Source organism: Pseudofrankia coriaricola, from assembly GCF_001854805.1.
Lineage (GTDB): Bacteria > Actinomycetota > Actinomycetes > Frankiales > Frankiaceae > Pseudofrankia.
Window position 1 is genome coordinate 1 of record NZ_MBLO01000046.1, and the last position, 20,813, is coordinate 20,813.

At 68.0% G+C, this 20,813-nt stretch carries 18 protein-coding genes; 3 read left to right on the forward strand and 15 right to left on the reverse strand.

Going from position 1 to position 20,813, the window contains the following annotated elements:
* Positions 1-477: 477 nt before the first annotated feature.
* The 3 genes from BCD48_RS50545 to BCD48_RS09215 all read right to left on the reverse strand — a co-directional run bounded on the left by BCD48_RS50545 (position 478) and on the right by BCD48_RS09215 (position 3,979).
* Entirely contained in the window at positions 478-1,056 is a 579-nt protein-coding gene (locus tag BCD48_RS50545) for a hypothetical protein (RefSeq protein WP_131803856.1), read from the reverse strand.
* A gap of 132 nt (positions 1,057-1,188) precedes the next feature.
* A complete protein-coding gene (locus BCD48_RS09210) occupies positions 1,189-1,932 on the reverse strand; it encodes a hypothetical protein (RefSeq protein ID WP_131803858.1) in 744 nt (247 codons plus the stop codon).
* Positions 1,933-2,566: 634 nt separating this feature from the next.
* Positions 2,567-3,979, reverse strand: a complete 1,413-nt coding sequence (locus tag BCD48_RS09215; RefSeq protein WP_071047909.1) for an IS1380 family transposase — start codon at positions 3,977-3,979, stop codon at positions 2,567-2,569.
* A gap of 670 nt (positions 3,980-4,649) precedes the next feature.
* Between BCD48_RS09215 and BCD48_RS09220 the strand changes: the two genes are divergently transcribed.
* Positions 4,650-5,468 (forward strand): tyrosine-type recombinase/integrase, encoded by an 819-nt coding sequence (locus BCD48_RS09220; RefSeq protein WP_071047910.1) that lies wholly within the window; start codon positions 4,650-4,652, stop codon positions 5,466-5,468.
* Between the two features lie 91 nt (positions 5,469-5,559).
* Here BCD48_RS09220 and BCD48_RS09225 read toward each other — a convergent pair whose 3' ends face one another.
* The 8 genes from BCD48_RS09225 to BCD48_RS09260 all read right to left on the reverse strand — a co-directional run bounded on the left by BCD48_RS09225 (position 5,560) and on the right by BCD48_RS09260 (position 12,329).
* Positions 5,560-6,603 (reverse strand): tyrosine-type recombinase/integrase, encoded by a 1,044-nt coding sequence (locus BCD48_RS09225; protein ID WP_071047911.1) that lies wholly within the window; start codon positions 6,601-6,603, stop codon positions 5,560-5,562.
* Complete coding sequence (locus BCD48_RS09230; protein WP_071047912.1) at positions 6,600-7,241, reverse strand: tyrosine-type recombinase/integrase; 642 nt, start codon at positions 7,239-7,241, stop codon at positions 6,600-6,602. The genes BCD48_RS09225 and BCD48_RS09230 overlap by 4 nt, the downstream gene beginning before the upstream one ends.
* 306 nt (positions 7,242-7,547) lie before the next feature.
* A complete protein-coding gene (locus tag BCD48_RS09235; protein WP_071047913.1) occupies positions 7,548-8,333 on the reverse strand; it encodes a site-specific integrase in 786 nt (261 codons plus the stop codon).
* On the reverse strand, positions 8,267-8,995 hold the full coding sequence (locus BCD48_RS09240) for a tyrosine-type recombinase/integrase (protein WP_071047914.1): 729 nt from the start codon (positions 8,993-8,995) through the stop codon (positions 8,267-8,269). Before BCD48_RS09240 ends, BCD48_RS09235 begins: the two co-directional genes overlap by 67 nt.
* Positions 8,992-10,200 (reverse strand): tyrosine-type recombinase/integrase, encoded by a 1,209-nt coding sequence (locus BCD48_RS09245; protein ID WP_071047915.1) that lies wholly within the window; start codon positions 10,198-10,200, stop codon positions 8,992-8,994. The genes BCD48_RS09240 and BCD48_RS09245 overlap by 4 nt, the downstream gene beginning before the upstream one ends.
* Before the next feature lie 72 nt (positions 10,201-10,272).
* Positions 10,273-10,830, reverse strand: coding sequence for a recombinase family protein (locus tag BCD48_RS09250; protein WP_071047916.1), 558 nt, complete (start codon positions 10,828-10,830; stop codon positions 10,273-10,275).
* Positions 10,817-11,020 carry a hypothetical protein gene (locus BCD48_RS51135; RefSeq protein ID WP_157910458.1) on the reverse strand — a complete coding sequence of 68 codons (204 nt, stop codon included), beginning with the start codon at positions 11,018-11,020 and terminating at the stop codon, positions 10,817-10,819. Before BCD48_RS51135 ends, BCD48_RS09250 begins: the two co-directional genes overlap by 14 nt.
* 241 nt (positions 11,021-11,261) lie before the next feature.
* Positions 11,262-12,329 carry an integrase core domain-containing protein gene (locus tag BCD48_RS09260; protein WP_071047918.1) on the reverse strand — a complete coding sequence of 356 codons (1,068 nt, stop codon included), beginning with the start codon at positions 12,327-12,329 and terminating at the stop codon, positions 11,262-11,264.
* A 136-nt stretch (positions 12,330-12,465) separates the two neighbouring features.
* Here BCD48_RS09260 and BCD48_RS09265 point away from each other — a divergent pair, with 136 nt between their 5' ends.
* Both BCD48_RS09265 and BCD48_RS09270 read left to right on the forward strand, forming a co-directional pair.
* The gene (locus BCD48_RS09265) at positions 12,466-13,176 is read left to right on the forward strand and encodes a hypothetical protein (protein WP_071047919.1); all 711 of its coding nucleotides are present in this window, start codon (positions 12,466-12,468) and stop codon (positions 13,174-13,176) included.
* A 466-nt stretch (positions 13,177-13,642) separates the two neighbouring features.
* A complete protein-coding gene (locus BCD48_RS09270) occupies positions 13,643-14,275 on the forward strand; it encodes a hypothetical protein (protein WP_198543166.1) in 633 nt (210 codons plus the stop codon).
* A gap of 112 nt (positions 14,276-14,387) precedes the next feature.
* Here the strand turns inward: BCD48_RS09270 and BCD48_RS45765 are convergent, their stop codons facing one another.
* From BCD48_RS45765 to BCD48_RS09290, 4 genes are all read right to left on the reverse strand, one after another.
* Positions 14,388-16,610: a GmrSD restriction endonuclease domain-containing protein gene (locus BCD48_RS45765; RefSeq protein WP_198543167.1), complete on the reverse strand. Its 2,223-nt coding sequence runs from the start codon at positions 16,608-16,610 to the stop codon at positions 14,388-14,390.
* Positions 16,611-16,729: 119 nt separating this feature from the next.
* Positions 16,730-17,560 (reverse strand): hypothetical protein, encoded by an 831-nt coding sequence (locus BCD48_RS50550; protein ID WP_131803862.1) that lies wholly within the window; start codon positions 17,558-17,560, stop codon positions 16,730-16,732.
* A gap of 1,229 nt (positions 17,561-18,789) precedes the next feature.
* Positions 18,790-19,947: a tetratricopeptide repeat protein gene (locus BCD48_RS09285; RefSeq protein ID WP_071047922.1), complete on the reverse strand. Its 1,158-nt coding sequence runs from the start codon at positions 19,945-19,947 to the stop codon at positions 18,790-18,792.
* Positions 19,944-20,810, reverse strand: coding sequence for a thiopeptide-type bacteriocin biosynthesis protein (locus BCD48_RS09290; RefSeq protein WP_071047923.1), 867 nt, complete (start codon positions 20,808-20,810; stop codon positions 19,944-19,946). Before BCD48_RS09290 ends, BCD48_RS09285 begins: the two co-directional genes overlap by 4 nt.
* Positions 20,811-20,813: the final 3 nt, after the last annotated feature.

Genomic DNA, 20,813 nt, shown 5'->3' on the forward strand with positions numbered 1-20,813 from the left:
GGCTCCTACTGAGCGACCGCACCGACAGCGCCGGCACCACGGATCACGCGGTCGCCATGACCAAAACCTGACTCGCCCGTCGGCCCGACTCGACCTAACTACTAGTGGTGGGACCGGAATACGCCAGAAACCTGCCGCGGTGCCGTTGAGATGCTGGTCAGCCGCCGTCCTTCTGTTCGGTCGGCGCGCCGACGGCCACCCCGTCCGGGACAAGGACGTCGCCCACCTGTCGCCGTTCGTCTCCCGGCACATCCACGTCCAGGGCCGCTACGCCTTCCAGCTCCCGGACCTGGCCGACGGGCTGCGGCCGCTGCGGACCCGGACGAGCCTGACGACGAGGACGAGGAGTGACCCGGCGGCGGTTACAGGTTCTCGACCCAGCCGGCGGCGACGTCGCCGGGCGGGTTGGGGTCGAACACCGGAACGAAAACCAGCGCTAGGCCACGATCTTGGGCTGGGCGCTACGGCCTGAAGAAGCTATTCGGGTTGCGGCGAGTTCAGGCTGCCAGACGATTCTTCGGGAACAATCAGCGTCGTTCCGTCGGGGAACGTGTTGAACTGGTAAAGCAGTCCACGCGACCGGAGGTCCCGCATGATCTCCGCCGCATCCTCGCTAGGAACGATGACAGGTTCGGTGGCCCACCGCGTCCTGTGAATGCAGGCCGAGTCCGGCAAGCCGATCGTCGCCGATGACAGGACACACAGCCGGTCCAGATCGACGCCATGTCGGCCAAGCCAGGCGTGTGCGGATGACGAGGGGCCGAGAACACAGCTGAGAAGGAAGCAGACTCCGAAGTCTGAAGGCTGTGGCAGTGCCACGCGCAGCCCGTTCACCCAGGCAAGATTAAGGACGAGATCGTGGGCCAGGCGACGCGGGTTTCCGCCTTCGCCTTTCGTGGTGGTGGAGAGTTCCTGCGGGGCACGCCAGCCTGCCTCGTGAAGGATCCGCCCGGCAGGTGTGTCGTCTCGGTCGGCATAGGCCAACAGAACATGGTGCAGGCGCACAGCGGTCGCAGACTCCCGGCGCGCGTGTTCCTTCGCGTCGCGCATCAACATACTGGCCCCCCTTCTTGGCGGCGAGTGAGGCCATGAGACGCAATGCTGATCCTGATCAACTGTACCACCGGGGACCCGGCGGAGAGCCCGACGCTTCTGTCGGAGCCTCCGCCGGGTCCCCTCGCAGATCTGTCAGATGTGGATGGTGACCGAGCTGCTCGCCGGGATGCGACGCTGCTTGCCCTTCAGGTCATCCGGCGTGCCGCGCGGCACATCGAACTTGGGGGTCGGAGGAGTCGTGGTCGGAGGCTCGGGTTGCTGCTGGGAGCGGCAGCTCTTGCAGTCAAGGTAGATGAGGCCGGACCACACGGAGCCCCCGTTCCAGGCGCTACCAGTCCATTGGTATCCGGCACCCCACGACGAGTACCAACCGTTCTCGCCGCAGGCGCTTCCCCAGTAGACCGTGGGGGTGAAGGCATCAGTGGCACTATTGTTGGAGTACCAAGGGGAACTGTTGCAGTTTACCCAGGAACTTCCGTTCCATTTTTGGATTATCATTTGGTTCTGCAGCCATCCGGCAGGGACACTCCATCGCGTTCCGTTGAGCGCGGAGAATACATCCGCACCCGTGTGCAGACCGTCCCAAAGGTCTTCTACCCGCGACAGCGTCCTGTTCAGGTAGATGTTGGAGCCTTGCTGTATCGAGAAGTCGTCCTCCGTGTCCTCCTCGTCAAAAAGCCATTGGGCCGGCTTCCATATCCACCCGAATGCTGGATCGTATTCGCAGATCCACCATTCACCGGTCGCTATGTGCTCCTGGGTGTCCCCTTCCTGCTCCTCGCTGCACCAAGGGGTTGGCAACGCGTCCGCCCGCGCGACCACGTGGCCGGAAGTGATGAAGAGGGCGGCGAAAAGAATGGTGATGACGGTGACCATGATCATACTGCGAGCGCGGCGAGCCGACACGAACGAGCCGCTAATTTCAATTACCCCCTTTTTTTGGCGTGCGGCAGGCCTTGGCGGCCGCCGCCCAGTGAGGTGACATTTGACAGCGCTACCCGAGAGATCTGGCGCACCAGAATGTGCAGCACAGATCCGGTAGCGGACGTGGGCTGGTGCGATGGACTGCAGCCGTAGAGGAAACCGGCCGATTCCCTCGCCTCCTGAGACAGATACTCTCGCTTGGCCGCGCCATAACAGTAGCGCTCGTCGGTCCTGTGCGCAATAGACGGCAATTCCTAGCTTTCCGTAATCATCGGCCGGTGAAATGACCTGGCGGTATACCTGGCTGTAACGAACCTGCCATGCACCGACCCACTCCTTGGTGACGAACCGCCACTTACCACGGCCGCCGGTCCGGGGCACTGAGCCTGGATGCACCGATCTGATTCTCGGGTCGTTTCGGTCGACCTGTGACGACCGTTAACTGGTAGTAGCCGGTCGGGGGTGTGGCTGGTTGGCCGCTCACGGTTCGACGGCTCGTCCGGGGTCCTGGCTGGAGGCTGGGGCGTGGGTGGTGCTGGCCGGGTGCGTGCTGGCCGGGTGTGTGCTGGTGCCGGCGGGTCGCCGGTCAGGTGGCCCGGGCGGGTGGTGGGGCGTGGACGGCGGCGAACAGGCCGGTCAGGGCGTTCTCGGCGTGCCAGCCGGTGGGTAGGTGCAGGGTGATCTGCCCGCGGCCGTGGCGGGCGAGCCGGGCGGGGACGCCCACGAGGTGGGCGCGCAGGGTCGCGCCGCGGGCGCGGCCGTGGAACGCCGACGCCAGGGCGCCGGCGGCGCGTAGCAGGTTGTGGGTGATCGCGGTGAGGGTGAGCCAGGCGGCGTTGGCGGTGAACCGGCCGGAGGGCAGGTGCGCGAGCGGGCCGTTGATCAGGTCGGCGTTGACCTGTTCGATGATCGCGTGGTCGCGGTGCTGTTCCTCGGCCTGGGGCAGGGTGAACGGGCTGTCGGTGAACACGGCGTGGTAGCGCCAGGTGGGGAACAGTTCGCCCTGGCCGGGGTTCGCCTTCGGGTTGCGGGCCCTGACGCGGCGGACGATGAGGCGGGCGGTGACCGGGGACGTGGTGTGAGCGAAGGCGGTGTAGGTGGTCTCGGCGATCTCGGCATCCGAGATCCACTCCTTGAGGTCCTCGTCCCAGACCGCGCGCGGGTAGCGGATCGGGGCCCACGCCGTGTCGTCGATGGCCGCGCAGGCGGCGCGGATCGCCGTGTTCTGCGGGGCGGTGATCGAGAAGTGGACCCGGTGGCGCCGCGCGGTGGCGACGACCTCGGCGGTGTAGAAGCCGCAGTCGCCCCGGGCGATGATGATCCCGGTGGCGCCGGCGTCGCGGGCGGCGCCGACGGTCTCGGCGAGGAAGCCCGCCGCTCCCTTCGCCGAGACGGCATTCCCGCCGCGCAGCCGGGTGGCCGCGACCAGCGGCGCCGCGGTCGGGGTCGACACCGTCCCGACCAGGGCGTTGAGCCCGCGCACGAACACCGACCTGGCCGCGATTTTGGTGTGACCGAAGGCGGCGCCCTGCTTGCCGGGGCCGAACACCCGACGCTGGCAGGAGTCCAGATCGACGAACGCCAGCGTGCCGGCCCCACCGAGCAGCGCCGCCGCCTCGGCGAGCGCGGCGAGCAGCCGCCGGTGCACCCTGCCCAGCTGGCGGACGTTGCCCCACCTCAGCGCCCGCAGGAACGTCCCGAGTGTGGACGGCGCCCGGATCCCGCCGAACACCTCGGCCAGCGCGTCGTGGCGCAGCAGCGCCAGATCGTCGATGCTGTCCGCCCCGGCGGCCATGCCCGCGACCAGGCAGCCGACCTTCGCCTCCACGTTCGCCCCCGCCGACCCGGCAGAGGCCGGCAGGCGGACGTGCTCGGCGACCAGGTCCGCCAGCCCGGCCCGCTCAGCCAGCCGCATCACCGGCACCAGACCGGCCGCAGCGACCAGGTTCGGGTCGTCGAACCGGAGATCGATCTTCGATGAGGTATGCAACAATCGCACTTCGGAAGTGCCCTCGCCTGTCGGATGGATGGTGGCCTCAGCAACCCCATCGTCCCAGGTCAGAGGGCACTTTCTCGTTCACCACGCCGATCACCGGGCAAATCGGACGGTGCATCCAGGCTGAGCCGTTCGAGTTCCTGGACGAGGCCGGCGCCCGCCTCGTGCCGCTCTCTGAAGGGCCCGGCATGCTCGGCCACATGTCGCCCGCTGGACGTGCCGACCCCCGCGGCATCGGCGCTCGCGTCGGTCTCGAGGGCGGCGAGCGGAAGGTCCTCGCCGAGCGAGGCGTTGTTCTTCGTTCTGATGTTCCCCAGACCCCGTCACCGACTCGTCGTCATGGAACGGCGCGACTGGGGCGGCGCTGGCCAGCGCTCGGCGGCGGGCCCGCTGCCGGCAGGCAGCCGAGGCGAACCGGCCCGGCCGGCCCGTCGCGCCGCGGACCACCGTCTGGCCGCACCCGCACGCACACAGGGGTTTCGTGACTTGCCGCGGCGGGTTTCGTGACATCGGTCAGGGTGGTGCCCAGTTCAATGGGGAGACCTCGCAGATCTGATACCTACCAGTATCAGAACCATAGCAGCCGTTTGGTTCTGATACTGCGGGCGAACGGCGCTACGATCGTCCCCGAGATGGTTCTGATACCGGGACGCGCGACGAGAGGAAGTGGTCGGTGACGACCAGCGCCACCGCCACGACGCCCGGCCGCGGCCGGCGCGGCGGCGAACGCCCGCCCGACCGGTACGCCGAGCTGTTCGCCACCTACCGCGCCGAGCTCGACCACGTCCGGCTCGCCGACCACTCCCGGCGCGCCTACGCCTCCCGGGTCGCAGGCTTCCTGCGCTGGCTCGACACCGACGGCGCCGCCGCGGACCCCACCGGCGCCGACCCGCTGTCCGACGCCCACGCCCGGGACTTCGCCGTCCGCGACTACCGGGCCCACCTGCTCGCCGTCGCGAAGAAGCGGCCCGCGACCGTCAACGCGCACCTGACCGCGCTCGACCACTTCTTCACCTGGCGCCACCTCGTCCGCGCCGCCGTCGACCGCGCCGACCTACCCGAGCAGGCCCCCCGCGCCCTGACCGACGACGAGGCCCGCCGCGTGCTGCGCGCCGCCGAACGGCTGCCCTCGCTGCGCGACCGCACGATCGTCGAGCTGCTCTACAACACCGGCGTCCGTAGCGGCGAGCTCGTCGCCCTCGACGTCGACGACGTCCCCGTCACCGCCCGCACCGGCGCCGTCCACGTCCGGACCGGCAAGGGCCGCGACGGCGGCAAGCCACGCACCATCCCGGCCAACCCCCGGGCCCGCCGCGCGCTGACCGACTGGAAGCCGGCCCGGGCCGCCTGGCCGGGCGCCGACGACGACCCGGCGCTGTTCCTCAACCGCTACGGCCGGCGGCTCTCGACCCGCACCGTCGACCAGGTCGTCGCCGACCTCGGCCGCTCCGTCGGCATCGACGACCTGACCCCCCACGTACTGCGGCATTAGGCGGACGGCCGGGTTATGTGTCCTGCCGTGGTGTTTCCGCTGGCAGGGGCGGCGGGGCTCGTCTGGTGGTCCGCATAATCCTGGGCTGGGGTCATCGCCCCAGCGAGTCGAGCCAGCCGAGCAGGGACGAGTCCGAGGTCCAGTCCGGCAGGGCGTCCGGGGTGAGTGGCTCGTAGGCATCCTCAATCGCTCTGCGTTTGGCCTCCGCGTCTGCTCGGGCGTAGATCTCGGTGGTGGACACGTCGGCGTGGCCGAGCAGGTCGCGGATGTAGATCAGGTTGACGCCGGCCTGGACCAGGTGCATGGCCCGGCTCCGCCGGAGCGTATGAGGAGTGACCGGCAGGCCGGGAGCCCAGCCGGGGTCGTGGGCCCGGACGGCCCGCACGTGTCGGGCCAGCAGCTTGGCCACCCCGGACCGGGTCAGCCTGGAGTGATGCGGCCCGGCGAACAGCGGGTCTGCGTCTGTGCCGACGCCGGGATGCCGGTCGCGGTGGTCGAGGTAGTCGCCGACGAGCCGGGCGGTCGGCTCCATCACGGGCACGTACCGGATCTTGGAGCCCTTCCCGCGGATCACGACGGTCATGGGGCTGCCGCGGCGGATGTCGGCGATGTCGAGGTCGCAGAGCTCCTGGACGCGGGCGGCGGTGTCGTAGGCGAGGGCGAGCAGGACGGTGTCCCTGACGGTGCGTGCGCTGGCCGTGCCGGGCTCGGCGAGCAGTGCCTTGACCTCGTCGCCGGTCAGGTGGTCCAGCTGCGGGGCCGGGGTCTTCTTCTGCCGGATCGCGAGGACCTGGGTGACCTGGCCGAGGAGGTCGGGCTGCTCGACGGCGGTGTAGCGGCAGAACGACTTGATCACCGCCAGGCGCTGGTTGCGGGTCGCGGCCGAGCAGCCCCGCTCGGCCTCCAGCCAGTCCAGGAACCGCAGGACGCGGGGCCGGTCGATGTCGGCCAGGCGCAGCTGCTCCGGCGGTATGCGCTCGGCGGCCCTGAACCAGGTGAGCAGTAGCTTCATCGCGTCTCTGTAGGACGCTACGGTCCTCGGCGAGGCTGCGCGCTCCCCGGCGAGGTGGCTGGTGAAGAACTTCGACAGCCAGCGCCCGGCAAGGTCCGGCGGCGGCGCTGGCCGCGGGCTCACGGCTGGTCCCCGGGGGGCTCGGGGATGACGTAGCCGAACCGGACCTGGGCCCTGGCCATCACCTCGGGGTAGGCGTCCGCGGTCAGCCTCAGGTAGTACTGGGTGCCGCGGAGGTCGGCGTGGCCCAGGTAGCACGCCAGGTAGGGCAGCACCACGGCCAGGTCAGCGCCTTCCGCGGCCCAGCGCCGCAGGTTGGCGACAGCGAATCCGTGGCGCAGCGAGTGCGGGTGAGGGCCGCCCGTGAAGTGGGGGATGCCGGCGTCGGCCAGGTAGCCGCGGAACCGCAGGTAGACGGTCGACTGGTTGATCGGCCGGCCGGGCGCGACGCTGTAGAACACGTGGTCGCTGGTTTCGGGGGCGGGGTGCGCGGCCGCGATGTAGCCCGCCAGGGTCGCGGTGAGCCGGCCGGTGACCGGGACGGTCCGGCTCTCGCCGTTCTTGGAGTCGCGGATCCGCAGGATCCCGCCGCGGGTGTCCGCATCGGCCAGGGTGAGGCCGAGTGCCTCGGAGACTCTCAGCCCGGCGCCGTAGAGCACCCTGAACAGGACCGGGTCGACCATGGCCTTGTTCGAGAAGCTGGACATGGGCTGGGAGTCGATCGCGGTGAACAGGCGGCGCACCTCGTCGTCGGTGAGCACGTACGGGGGCTGGTGGCGGACACGGCCTGGGCTGCCGCGGCCGGGGTCCAGGCATCCCAGCCGGCCGCCCGGGCGTGCTCGGCCAGCTGGCGCAGCGCCAGCTCGTTGCGCCGGATGGTGGAGACCCGCAGGTGACGGCCGTAAAGGAACCCGTCGACCGCTTCCCTGGTGATGGACCCGTCCGGGTAGCCCTCCTGCCGGCAGTGGCCGGCGAACTGGCGCAGCACCCGTTCCTGGACCTTGAACCTGTACCCGCCAGCATGGCGCGAGGCGACCAGATCGGCGACCAGGCCCTCCAGCGTCGCCTCAGGCACCGCGCTCACCCGCCCCCGCCCGGCTGAGGACGTCCTCGACGTCCAGCGCGCAGCAACGCAGCCGTTCGGTGCCAAAGCGCAGGTAGTAGGCCTGGGTCGTGTCGCTTGAGGCGTGTCCGAGCACGGCTGACACCACCGGGATCGGCGTGCCGCTGCCGATCATGGCCACGGCCAGCGCGCCGCGCAGGGAATGCATCCCGCACGCCTGGCCGGGCGGGAACCCGATCCCCGCGCGGGCCGCGTAGCGCGACAGCCTGGTGGCGACCGACGAGGAGCCGCCGAACGCGCCGAAGGGATGACGGTGCTTGATGAACACCTTCGCGCAGGCGGTCCCGGGGCGGCCGTGCCGGACGTAGTCGATGACTGCCCAGCCGACGTCGTCCAGCAGCGGCAGGCTCAGCGGCCGGCCCGTCTTGTGCTGGATGATCGTGAGGGTCTTCGCCCGCCAGTCCAGGTCGCCGAGCTCGAGGTGGCGCAGGTCGGAGATCCGCAGGCCGAGCCGGGCGGTCATCAAGATCATCGCGTAGTCGCGCTTGCCGGTGGCGGACTGGCGGTCGATCACGGCCAGCAGCCGCCGGATCTCCTCAGCGGTCCACAGGTGCGGCTCGGACTCGTGGCGCAGGTGCCGGTGCGGCGGCAGCCGGTCGGCCAGGCCCTGCGGTCCCCGGCCCGCGTCGGCCAGGAAGGCCAGGAAGTCCGCCAGGGACGACCTCATGCTCGCGACGGTCTTGCCCCGCAGCCCGCGCTGCCGCAGCAGGAAGCCCGACACGTCCCGCACGCCGAGGGCGGTTCATGCAGCCTGGTTCCGGCGGTCGATACCAGCAGCGCCGGACTGATCGGGCGGGGTCGGGTCTGGTCGCGCAGGTGGATGTAGTCGCCCAGGGCGCTGGTCGCCGTCGGGTGCAGCGGCACCAGCCGGGACTTACCGAACTTCGTGTCACGAATCGTGAGGAGGTCGCGCTCGCAGTCGAGATCGCTGGTGTCCAGGGCGATCGCTTCACTGACCCGCAGGCCACTGGTCGCGAGCAGGCCGATCAGGGTCTGGTAGGTGGCCGCCCGCAGCCGTGGCCGCAGGGTGCCCGCCGCGCTGACGAGGTCACCGATCTCCCGGTCGGAATACAGGTAGGGGGTGGCGCGGTCGGGTCCGTGGCGGATCAGATCCGCCGGAGGCACCGCGACGGTGGGGTCGAGGCCGTGGAGGTAGGTGGCAAAGCCCCGCACGGCGCTCAGGCGGATCGCTCGCCAAGCCCTCGACGCCCCGTCTGGCAGGTTCGCCCAGGCCACCGCGTGGTCGATGGTCGGGGTCTGCACACCGTGGTCGTCGAGGTAGTCGACGAACTGGCCCAGCAGCCTGCCGGCGGTGCGCAGTTCGAATCCGAGCGTGCGGCGCAGGGCCAGGTAGTCGGCCAACGCCTGCCGCAACGGCGGATAGGTACTCATGCCGCCACCCCCGGCCAGGGGCGGGCCAGGCGCCGCAGCCGCTCACTGTCGACCTTCGCATAGATCGCGGTCGTGCACGGACGCCGATGGCGCAGCACCTGGCCGATCTCGGTCAGGGACCCACCCGCGCCGAGCATGGCCGTGGCCGCACAGTGCCGCAGCCGATGAGCATGGATGGGCCCAAGCCCGCAGCGGCCCGCGGCGATCGCCACCACCGTGGTGACCCCGGTCGAGGTCAGCGCCTGGTGCGGGGCCTGCGCCCGGACGAAGACCGTCCGGTCCTGGGCGGTGTCGGGGCGGGCGCGACGCAGATAGTCCACGATCCCCTGCCCGACATCGGCCGGCAGGGGAAGCCGGTCCTGACGGTTGCCCTTGCCCCGCACCGTGATCTCGCCGTGGCGCCAGTCGATGTCGGCCAACCCGAGGTGCGCGACCTCCCCAGCCCGAAGCCCCAGCCGGGACAACAGCAACAGGATCGCGTAGTCCCGGCATCCCGTCGCGGTGGACCGTTCACAGGAGGCCAGCAACGCCGTGACCTGCCCCGGTTCCAACGCCTGGGGCAGCCCGGCCAGCTTCCAGGAAGCCACCGACGGCACCGGCACCGGACGATCCAGAACGCCGTCGACATGCAAGAACCGCAGCAAAGACCGCAGCGCGGTCACCATCCGGCCCACCGACCGTGGCCATGCGGCACCCCAGGACACCACGAACGCGCTCACCACGGCCGCGTCCAGATGCTCCAGGTCCAGCTGCCCGTCAGCCTGCGAACATTCGGCCAGGAACAGCCGCGCCAGTCGCATGTTCAACTCGGCCGTGGAGGCCGCCAGGCCCCGTTGGGTGACCAGATAATCCCGAAACCGGGTCAGCAACCGTTCCGCCGGCGTCGTCGGGGCCGCCGGCTCCGCGCACGCGACCACCCCCAGCCGCCGCAGATAGTCCAGCAGCGGCCGCACCGATCGGCGCGTCAGCGAGTTGGTATAGCCAGCCGCACGGCGCGCGGCGAAGTACGCATCCACCGTCTCCGGCGTCAACGCGGACACCGCCAGGCCCTCTCCGACCATCCAGCGACTCAGGTGCGCCGCCAACCGCACCTGCCCCGCCGCCGACAGCGGCGTGTACCCCAACCGCTCCAACTCACCCCGGAACCCCGCGGCATACGGCCCCAGCGGGCCACACACCCGGGCCCACGACGGCTTGACCATCATCTTCTCCTCTCGTCAGGACCGACCCGACAGAGAAGATGATCATCTTGATGATGGCAGGTGTCACCCCAGCGGTTACGCCGACATCCCGCCGCCGGGAGCCGCCACCACCAGCGGCTTCCGACCCAAGGTCGGCATAACCCCGAGGTTGGCATAAGAGGCCTTATGCCGACGTCGGCATAAGACCTCGCTCATGGTGCCCTTCAACCCGAGCAGCAGCCGGTCGTTGTACTCATCCGGATCGTAGACCCCGTCGGTGTCGGCCAGCAGGACTCCCGCCAGCGAGCACAGCTCGACCAGCTGGTGCCAGTCACGTCCAGCGCGGGCCAGCCGCGACATCTCCAGCCCCACCACCAGGCCCACATGCCCCATGCTGATCTCGGTAACCAGGCGGGCGAACCCCGGCCGCTCGACCACCCCGGCCGCCGAACGCCCCAGATCCTCGTCGATCACCAGCACCCGCGACGACGACCACCCCAGCGCCACCGCCCGCTCGACCAGCCCGTACTGCAACCGGGTCGACTCGCCGTGATCGAGCACCTGCTGACGGGAGGACTGGCGCACATACACCACCGCCAGGCGATCCCGATGCCGGCCCTGGACCTTCCCGATCTCACGCTCACACAGCAGCATCGACGTCACCGCCGTCCCGCCCGCCGCTGCCGACCGCCCGACCCGCCAGCCGCTCCACCAGCACGATCAGGACTGCGACTGCCTCCCGCCGGCTCGGCTCCGGCAGCAGCGCCCACGGCATGCCCGCCGGGATCTGGGGAGGCCGTCTGATCCGGTGCCGTCCACAACGCACCGCCTTCACACCGCTCACGGGCCCGTAGCTGATCGACCACTTCGACCAGCCGCAGCAACCCCTCCCCACCGATAATCGGCGCGTCAGCGCCACCCTGTCCAACTCTCCCTGCACCGCGGCAAGCCGACTGAGGGCGTCTGGTCCCAGCTCAAACGCACCACCCTGCCGAATCTCGCCGCCCGCAACCTCGACCAGGTCCTGCGGACCGTCAAACACGTGTGGGGTTCCAGAACTCGGCCACCGGCGTTGAGCTGGGCTTTTATGCGGCTCGTTCGTACTCGCCGATCAGGCCGCCCAGGACGGGCCGGCGCTTGATCCGTTCCTTGGTCAGGTCGGCGATGGGGTGGTCGCGTGGTGGTGGCCGGGGATCGCGGCTGCGGTGGGGTCGTCGTCCGTTGTAGTGCCGCAGGTATTCGGCCAGGACGGCCCGCAGGTGCCGTTCGCTGAAGATCAGGAGGCGGTCGGTGACCTCGGCCCGGACGGTGCGGACGAACCGTTCCGCGTAGGCGTTTGCTCGGGGAGCTTGAGGCGGGATCTTGACCGCGGTGATGCCCGCGTCGGCGAGGACTGCGTCAAACGAGGCGGTGAACTGCCCGGCGCGGTCGCGGACCAGGAACCGGAACTCCGCCGCCCGATCTCCGAGATCCATGAGGGCGTTGCGGATCTGCTGGGTGGTCCAGGCTCGGTCTGGGTGGGCGGTGACGTCGACGAGGTGGACGTAGCGGGTGCCGACCTCCATGACGAAGAAGCAGTATAGACGGCGCAGCGTCACGGCGCAGTCCACGTGGAAGAAGTCAACGGCCAGCAGGGTCGAGGCTTGGGTGCGCAGGAACTGCCGCCACGTCGCGTCGGTCTGACGTTGAGGTGCTGGGGGGAGCGCGAGGGACTTCAGGACGCGGGGGATCGTGGACGCGCTGACCCGGTGGCCGAGCTTGCGCAGCTCGCCCTGGATCCTCTTGTATCCCCACGTCTTGTTGTCGGTGGCGAGCCGTTCGATGAGGGCCGCGATCTCCGCGTTGACAGGCGGTCGTCCGGTCCGGTGGGGGTAGGTCCACTTCCTGGTGACCAGGCGGCGGTGCCACCGTAGGACGGTGCCGGGGGTGACTAGTCGGTGCATCCGCAGTCGCCTCGGTAGGCGTCGGATCAGCGCGGCGAGCACGGCGCGGTCGGCCCAGTCCCACCGGGCCTTGGGTTGGGTGCGGCGTAGCACCGCGATCTCGTGCCGCAGCACGAGTAGCTCGATGTCCTTCGACGCCGACGAGCGACCGAGCAACACCAGCCAGCCACAGACCCGAATGAAGATCAGGTAGAGCAGGCGTACGGACATAGCTGACTATCATGCCGACGGCCTGGCCGTCGCATCGTCCCAGCTCACAGGCCCAGGCCGACTTCTCGCACCCCACAGGCTGTTCGCCGCGGGACGCCTGTTCGCCATCCCCCAACATCACCAGCACGACGCGGTCGTGGACCTCGTCGAGTCCGTCGATGAGAAGGCCCACAGCCGTCTCGCCGCCGCCGTGCCGGTCGGGCCCCGGCTCGCCCTTGAGATCGTCGAGGATGGCATGGCCCGCTCCCTGCCGCGATGGCGCGACCGGCTGATCAAGCACGGCCTCCGAGTGCTGGACGAGCCGCCCGCGGCGGATATTTCAATCATCACTCGTGGACTGGTCCGTTTCGCCGACACCGGCGACGACCAGCGCCAGCTGGTCGCCGAGGCGCTGCGCGATGCCCTCGGCGGCCACCCGGTCAGCCGCGCCACAGCGGCGAAGGTCCAGGAACTGATCCCAGCAATCGCCCGCGAAGTGGGAGCCCGCCCCGACGTGCTTGGGCTCAGGCACGTGCGCAGGCGACCCGACGTCCCCTTTCCACCCAACCTGGCAGCAGCCTGGGACGACTTCGACGAAGAGATCACCACCTTCCCTGCCTCCGCCACGACATCTGCCGTCCTGCTACCCGCGGCCGATGCTCTTCGCCAGATCGCGAAGCAGGGATCTGCCGACGAATCCGCCATCGACGCGATCATCATGGCGCTCGATGACTCCAAAACAGCCGAGGAACTGGCCTCGGCACTGACCCACGTAGTTCCGAATGCGGCCTCGCTCACGCGAATTCTGCGCGACGCAGTCCTCCCAATTCTGCACCGCAGGCCGATCGGCGCAGAACTCCACTCCTGACCACCAAGAAACCTGTCTCACCTCTACGCTGCGAGGCCATTCGCCAACAACACCGGACTGGCAGCGGTTCGCCTCCCAAAGGCACTCTCATCCAGCCCCGGTCCCATCGAACGAGGACCGGACGCAGGCGAGTTCATGATCAATCCTCGTGGCCGCGACTGCCCTGACCAGCGCGGATGGGGTTTTCGGCACGCACAGGGTGCATGCCCGTCCTCTCGATTCGGGTATGGAACGACCCTCCAGCGGCGGGCACACGGACCGCGGCTGGCGCTCCTGCGGCTATCGGTATGCTCGCTCGATGGGGACGGATGAGGTCCTGCCGCCGGTGTCTCCGGATCGGCTCGCGAATGCGGTCGGGCCTATGTCGGCAGGCCCTAGCCGAGACCGGTGTCTATGCGTCGGCTACTCGGTCCAGACGCGGCCGGCGGCCGTCTCGTTTCACGACGAGGTGCAGGACACCAGGGCGGTGGGGTGGTTACGCCTGCTCGCGCTGATCGAGGAAGCGGCCGCGGATCGGCGGCCTGTGTTCACGCCCTTTGTGGAACTGAGCGCCGCCGAGCGGCGCCAGATCATCACACTGCCGACCACGATCGCGACGCTGACCTCGGTCGAGCACCTCGGGCTCTACGGGACCAACCTGGTACGGATCCCGCCCGAGATCGGGTCCATGGCCAGCCTCAAGAACTTCGACCCCTACACCTCGCACCGGTTGCACTGGTACCCGTACGAGCTCACGAGGTGCGTGCTGCTTGCCGACAGCAGGGTGAGTACCCGCGCCCTCTACGGCAATTTCAAGTTCCGGCCGCCCTTTCCGGCGCTGAGGCCGGTGACGGCCGCCAGGGACGTGGACCTCAGCGCGCTCGATCCCGGTGTGTGGGGCGCGGAGGCGGTGCGTAGTTGCAGCGTCTGCTACGGGCCGGTGGACCGGGAACTGCGACAGGTGTGGATCTCTATCGCCGTCGGGACCGACGTGTTCCCTTTCCTAGTGAACGCGTGCTCGGCGGTTTGCGTGGCAGACCTACCGACACCTGAGCACGGCTACATCCCCACGCCGCACACCGGCGGCCCGGACATCGCCCAGCCAGCCAGCTGGCGGTGAGGGCCTGGTCAGAGCATCTGCGCGCAGGGACTCGCCGCCCAATGACACGCCATCCACACGCGCCTCGTATAGGCCTATATTCGCCACCGGCGACCGCTTGACTGCCATGACGTTAAGGACCGTTCGCGGTCCCGCTTACCGCCTGCAGATACTGACTTCGTACGGCGGCAAGCGTAGCCTTGGTACGTTCGACGGTCCAGAAGGTCCATCCGCTCCCAACCTCGTTGCCGGTGGCCCTGTTGGCTGCGGGGGTGGGTGTCGTGAATATCTCGCCCGACTCGATTCGGATCCGTCCGTCTTGCAACCACGTCGCCCGGTGCGCGAGTCCGTTGCGCCGTCCGATTAGGCGCTCGTCGGGTCGAATCATTCCCTCTCGGGCAATGTCTGCGAGGGTCGTCGTATGACGGGTCCGCGCCTTGTAGACGCCAATGCTCGCGCCGTTTTTGGTGTGGCCGGAGGGCTCCCTACTGGCAGGCATCGTTAGCCCAAGCTCCTCAGGGGACCACACCAGTTCGGCGATCGCCTGGTAGAGCCGGCCGCGGCTTTCAATGAAAGGACCGATCGGCTCTCCGGGTTGATAGGGCTGGAATTTGTCCGTCAGGTTGTGCTGAGCGACGAATTGGCGAAATACACGAGTACCCCTGCCCTTGACAGCATTCGGATGAAGCGAGGCTGCAAGCGAGTTTGACCTCTGATATGGGAGAAGTTTGTCCTCTAGGCGCAGGCCGCCGAGGCTGGCATTGTCAGCGCCATTTATCAGCACGAGGCCGCCGAGCATTCCCCGCTTCAACTGGATCTCCTCGTCCGGAGTCGCCTGGTCCGGGTAAACCCCCAGCTTCTTGGTAAAGAGGTGCTCAACCTCGAAGCGCCGTCGGTCTGCCTGAGCGGTGAGTAGCCGCTGCGCCTGTTCACCGCCGCCAACTCCTCTTTCCAGCCACGCAGTCAGCCGGGCGAGAAAATATAGAACGAATGCCCGGTTAGATCCTTCGCGGTAGCGCGCTTCCCGTACGTGCGAAAAATGCGGATACCAGTCGGCCGCCGCCCTGCCGAGTACCCCACTTAGGTCGTCCTCAGTGCGAGACTCGCGCACTGCCGGCAGCAGGGCCGCCACGAGTTCGTGGACTTCGTCCCGGTTGTAGGGCAGGTCCCTCAGGCCCCGGGTAACTACAAACAGGTCGATGAAGTTGGCAACCAGCCTGGCTTTGCGCCACGTGGTCCCCTCTGAGTCTTCCGGTTGGAGGGCTGCGAGCGTGAGGTCGAACTGCCGCGGCATGTCGTTGTGACTGTTGAACCACACCGCCTCCAGCCCACCTTGGAGCTGGTCGACTGCTCTTAGCAGCGTCGCGTAACGTCCGTGCAGAGGCTCAAGCCACTCGGTGAATAGTGCAGCCTGTTTTCCCCTTCTTTTGCTTGGCCAGATTGCGTTGGCGTGCGCGTGAAGCCATTCGTGCGGGGAATCCTCCTTAGCATGGTCGGATTCCGCCGAACGGTCGATATCAAAATAGCGAGCGCGAATTACTGTGCGAATGTAGTTTAGTGGCGCCTCTGAATCCGCCTGCAGCGAATTGACCATGCTCTGCCATCGCTGGTCGAGCTGTTCGGGGTCTTCATGGGCGTCGGTGAGCAGATAGTTTTTTAGATGGTCAAGCGGACCAAGATGACGCCCGCGATCATTCATCGCATTGAACATCTCCTTGCCCCGAACCGCGTCACCGGCATCGAGCTCAACAAACGAAACCCGGTCGAGCAGCCACCGCGCGAAATGCAGGAGAGCGTCTTGCCGAAGTTCCTCCGGCCAGCGAGCGAGAAGATGCGTTGATGCGCTCTGCACTCGCCGCAGGTCGGGAGAAGCGCCGTCCTCGCTGACCGGTCTACCGTCCAGAAGCTGGCCAAAATATGTCTCGTAGGGGCCAACGCGGACCGCAAACCGCCGGTCGCTCCGGTCGCCGCCGCGCACTAGCATACGTAGTTGCGCGTTTAGGCCTCTAGCCTCTTCCCGATGAACTGTTCTCCTGTTCAATATGATCAACATCAGAAGAAGAGTTATGACCCGTTGTTGGCCGTCGGCCAGGTATGTTGCGCCATCCTTTTGGTAGGTGATGATGCAGCCCATGAAGTAGGGATCGTAATTCTCGACATCGTCCACGGTGTGCGCGAGGTCCCATTGCGGCTGGAACTTGGCCGTCAGGTCGTCAATGATTTTCTCCAGCTGCGGACGCTCCCAGACGTAGCCACGCTGAAAGAAATCGAGATGATAGGATTTCCCGTTAAAAAGGTCGCGAACCGAAAGTTCCCGAGCTGAAACGAGAGGCTTCGCGGACCGTGGGGCTTGCACGATGCTCCTCACCGCATCTTGGCACCGCGCCGAAGAATCGGCGCTATCGCCATACTCTTTTCTCCTGGACGCTTACTTGTCCAAGACGAACCCGGACAGAAGCCGGAATCAAAAAAGGCTTAACCTGCGACCAGAGCTTTCGCAACTACGACCGATCGAGCGCCGCCCGTCCAGGAGTAACCTGGCCGCACGACCCGGACCTCCTGCCCAGCGCGAGGACTGGTCGAGCCGTTGGGATCGTGTAGATCGCCATTGAACAGGACAATTTCACCGATATGACCGATTGGAGCGAGCCGTCGGCGGCTCGTCTCCTCCGCGAGCAAAGTCGCAATTTCCGGCGTCGAGCGCCCGTCGGCAGCGAGCATTGCGGCAGAGCCTGCGATATCCGCCACGAGCGCTGCTTTCTCTTGCTCCCGTTGTTCTGTCCAGCCGATCTGGGCCTGCGGTCCTGCCGTCTCGGCCCGGGCGAGGCTATCCGCGATGTTGTCCACGTGCGCCTGGATTAGCCAGGTCAGGCCCCGACGGCTCGCGTGCGCCGACAGCGCTTCTAGAGATAGTTTGGATGGCCCTGGTACGAGCGACCATTCATACAGAGCCGGCTTTGGCTTGGAGATGTGAGGGTGCGTTCTGAAGAACGGCCTTAGACGGTTCCACTGTCGGTTCACGTCTTCGGGAGATATACCCACACCGACTAGCGTCTCTCTAATCTCCTGAAGTCGTATGGGGCCACCAGAACATTTGATCAGCTCAACGAACGCACCGCCGGCGTCCTCTGCGAACTGCTTCGCAAGAGTCGAGTCATTCATCGAGACCTCGTCAGGGTAGGGATCATCGCGGTCGTCAGAGGAGGCTTGAAGACAGATGTCGCCGCTTGCATGGCCGGACCTCGTCCGATCGGCGATATGTACAACGACAGCAACATCTTTAACTGATTCTAGGCGGTCACTCATGCTGCGGCGGCATCTTCTCTCTCAGACTCGGCCGCGTTAGCGAATGACAGTAATATCCAGTATATCGACATTGCCCTACATAATGACTTTTGCGCCTTGCCCTGTTCGCGCAGGATGTTGCTGGATGCTCGCCGATGGTGAGGACGTGATGATGCCGGCGAGGCAGGCGGCCCGGGAGAGCGGACACCTCTCCCTTGGTTCCCGACGCCGTCTCTGGTGTCCCAGCCCCGCTCTACCGCTGCTGGACTACAGTAGAGATCATTCGCACGGCGGCGGCCCGGTTGTGGCTGCTGTCAAGGCCGACTGTCGTTTGGGGCGCGAGCGGGGTGGGTCCTGGTCACGGCCCGCAGCTAGCGGATGTCGACGACCGCAAGAACGGGGAGAGCAGCCACATCAGGAGGAGGCTGATCGGCAGGGCGAGCTCGCCCAGCACGGTGCTGCGGTTGCCACGGCGATGATCCTGAAGACGACGCCGATGAGCGGCGTGCAAGCGATCGCCCAGGGGACCGCTGGGACTCACCTCGCGGGAGTCGCCGACGCGGCTGGCTCGGCCTCGTCCTGATAGCTTCGGTCCTGAAATCGACGTTGTCGACCTGGATGGGCCAGTCGGCCTTGGTGAGAGCCGCGAGAACCTCGTCGGTTCGGATCGGTGCGAACGACAGACCGAGTCGGTCCCATGCCGGCCGACCCGCCCTGCCGATCGCGCCATGGGCGTTCGGCAGACGGACGACGGTTACCTTCCGTGGCAGCCACCGTTTCTCTCCTCGCATGCCGGCGGCAAAGTATCGCCGCGAACCGAGCCCGAGCCGACCGACAGCGCCGAACCGCGGGCCTGGACGGAATCTGGTAACCCGCGTGCCGCATCAGGGGCAGGGGACGGATGGGGGCGATGCCCGTGGTCCGCGAGCCGGCGCCAACGCGGTCCCGGACGGGGCCGCGCGTTCGCACGGCGGCACGCTACGAGCCATCCGACACGCCACGGCACATAACGACATTCACGGGCTACGCGGCAGGACGATGCACTCGCGATGTCGACCACGATGACTCCTGGGAAATTGCGGCGTAGCCGCAATTTCCATGTGTGCCGGACGTAGAGCGGTGACCCCCGCAAGATTCGGGGTTGCGGTAGCCGTGAAGTCTGGCTTCTCCGCCCACCGGACGACGCTGGGCGTCGGCCCGCAGGTGGGCTGGCGACTGAGGCCCCCCGGTGGAACCAGGCGCGGTCTGTGTCAATGCGACGTGTTCGTAGGAACACCGCTGGCGTGGTGGTGGCCCGTGATGAGTCGGGCGATGGCGTATCTGAGGTTGTTCTCGGCGATGTCCGCGGAGGTCTTCAGGTCGGCGAGGAGTCCGAGCGGGAGGGTATCGCGGGCCTGGCCGGCTTCGGCGGCGATGTGAGTCAGGCAGTCCAGCTCGTCGACGGTCAGGTGAGGCCGCAGGTAGGGATCGTTGAGAGCCATCGCAACGGCGCGGCCGTCGGAGTGACAACGCGCGTCCTGGACAAGCCGGGTGGCGACGGCCCTGACGGCGGGGCCTCTGGGAGCGAGGGCAAGGAGGCTGAGGCCGAGGCGAGTGCGGAAGACGACGTGGGCGCGGTCGGTGCCGAGCGTGAGGTAGGCGCTTGTGGCCGCGGCGGACGCGGCCTCGGATGGCAGGTTGCCCGTCCGCAGGCATAGGAGGCGCAGGACGGCGGCGACGGCTTTCTCCCACGGATCCTGAGTGAGGCTGGCGTCGAGGTGGCCAAGGGCTTCGCGGTAGTTGCGGGTGGCGCAGTGAGCGAGGATGAGGACCTGGCGGCCGTCGAGGAGGCGCTGGCCGATGCCGTTGTGCCGGCGGACGTGGTCGAGGGCATCTGCCCAGCGGCCTGCCTGGGTCAGGGCGCGGGTGCCGTCGGCGAGTAGCACGGTCCAGAGGAACCGTTCGGCGGTGCGCAACGCGTCGTGGCCGTCGGAGAGTTCGGCAAAGTCGACGTCGGTCTGCTCGATGCTGACGGTGCCGCGGGTCCGGGCTGCGTCGTAGAGCCCGGTAAAGATTGCATAGGCCCGGGCGGTGTCTCCGGCGCGGGTGGCGAGGCGACCGAGGTTGACCAGCGGTTGTAGCGCTGCTTTCAGGAGGACTGGCGGCAGCGGTGCGGCATCGACGAACACCTGGAGTTGGCGTCGGCACAGGTCTGCGGCGAGGCTCGCCATGCTGTGGTCGCTGGCGAGGAGCGCTGCCTTGTTCAATGCCTCGGCGGTGGGCAACCCCGCGCCCTCAATGGGCTGGGGCGCTCGGGCGAGCCGGTGGATCTCTGCGAGGCGGGCTGTGAGGCTTCCGGCCGGCGGGCGTGAGCGGGGTACGAGCGGGAACCAGTCGACAATCGGCCGCGGAAGGTCCCGGCTGGTCATGTGAGGATCACGTTCGCGGCGGTGTGGGCGAGCAGGGCCTGGGTCGGGTAGGGCAGGCCGAGGCGATTCCAGTGGAAGAGGACGTGGTGGGCGAGGACGGCGCGTAGGCCGCGTTGCAGGTTGCCGTCGTGGGCGAGGCGGTAGAGGTTCCGGCCGGTGTCGGTGAACGCTCCGGCCCAGCCGGTGAACGAGGCCAGCGGCCCAGCTGCGCTGGTCAGGGGTGTTCCGGGGCTGGTGTCGGTCGTGAGGAGTCGGTGTAGCCGGGATTCGAGCCTGCGGGCGGCGCCTGTGGCGGCGGGTGGGTTGGGCCTGGTCGCGGCGACGCGTGCCCAGATGTCGCCTTGTTCGTACCAGTCCTGGCCGGCGGCGCGCATCAGTGCGCAGCAGAGCAGGACTGACAGTTCGCGGCGCAGGTCGGTATGGCTGGTGAGCGTGGCGAGGTGCGCGAGGACGTGGCGGCTGTCGTGGTGGAAGAGCCGGTGGGCGAGGTTCATGGCGGCCGGACCGCCGAACGCGTGGGTTTCGGGTTCGTAGATCGTCTCGGTCCAGGCGGCGAGATGGCCGTCGTCGCGCAGCGCGTCGAGCCGAGCGAATACGGCGGCCGCCGCGCCGGGGCCTGCGGGGCTGGCAACATCTGTGGCCGGTTGGATCCGCAGTCGCCAGCAGGGCGCCTTGCGGATGAACCACCAGGACGTGAGGAGGCCGTCGTCCTCGGCTTCGGTCATGGCCTGTATCAGCTGGGTGGCGATGGTGTCGGCTGCGTCGTAGTGGGCGAACCGGAGGGTCGCCTGGTGCCACGTTGGACGGGTTGGTTGCGGGGTGGTGGGTTCGGCGGTGGCGAGCCGAGTTGGGCTGGTGGTCATCGG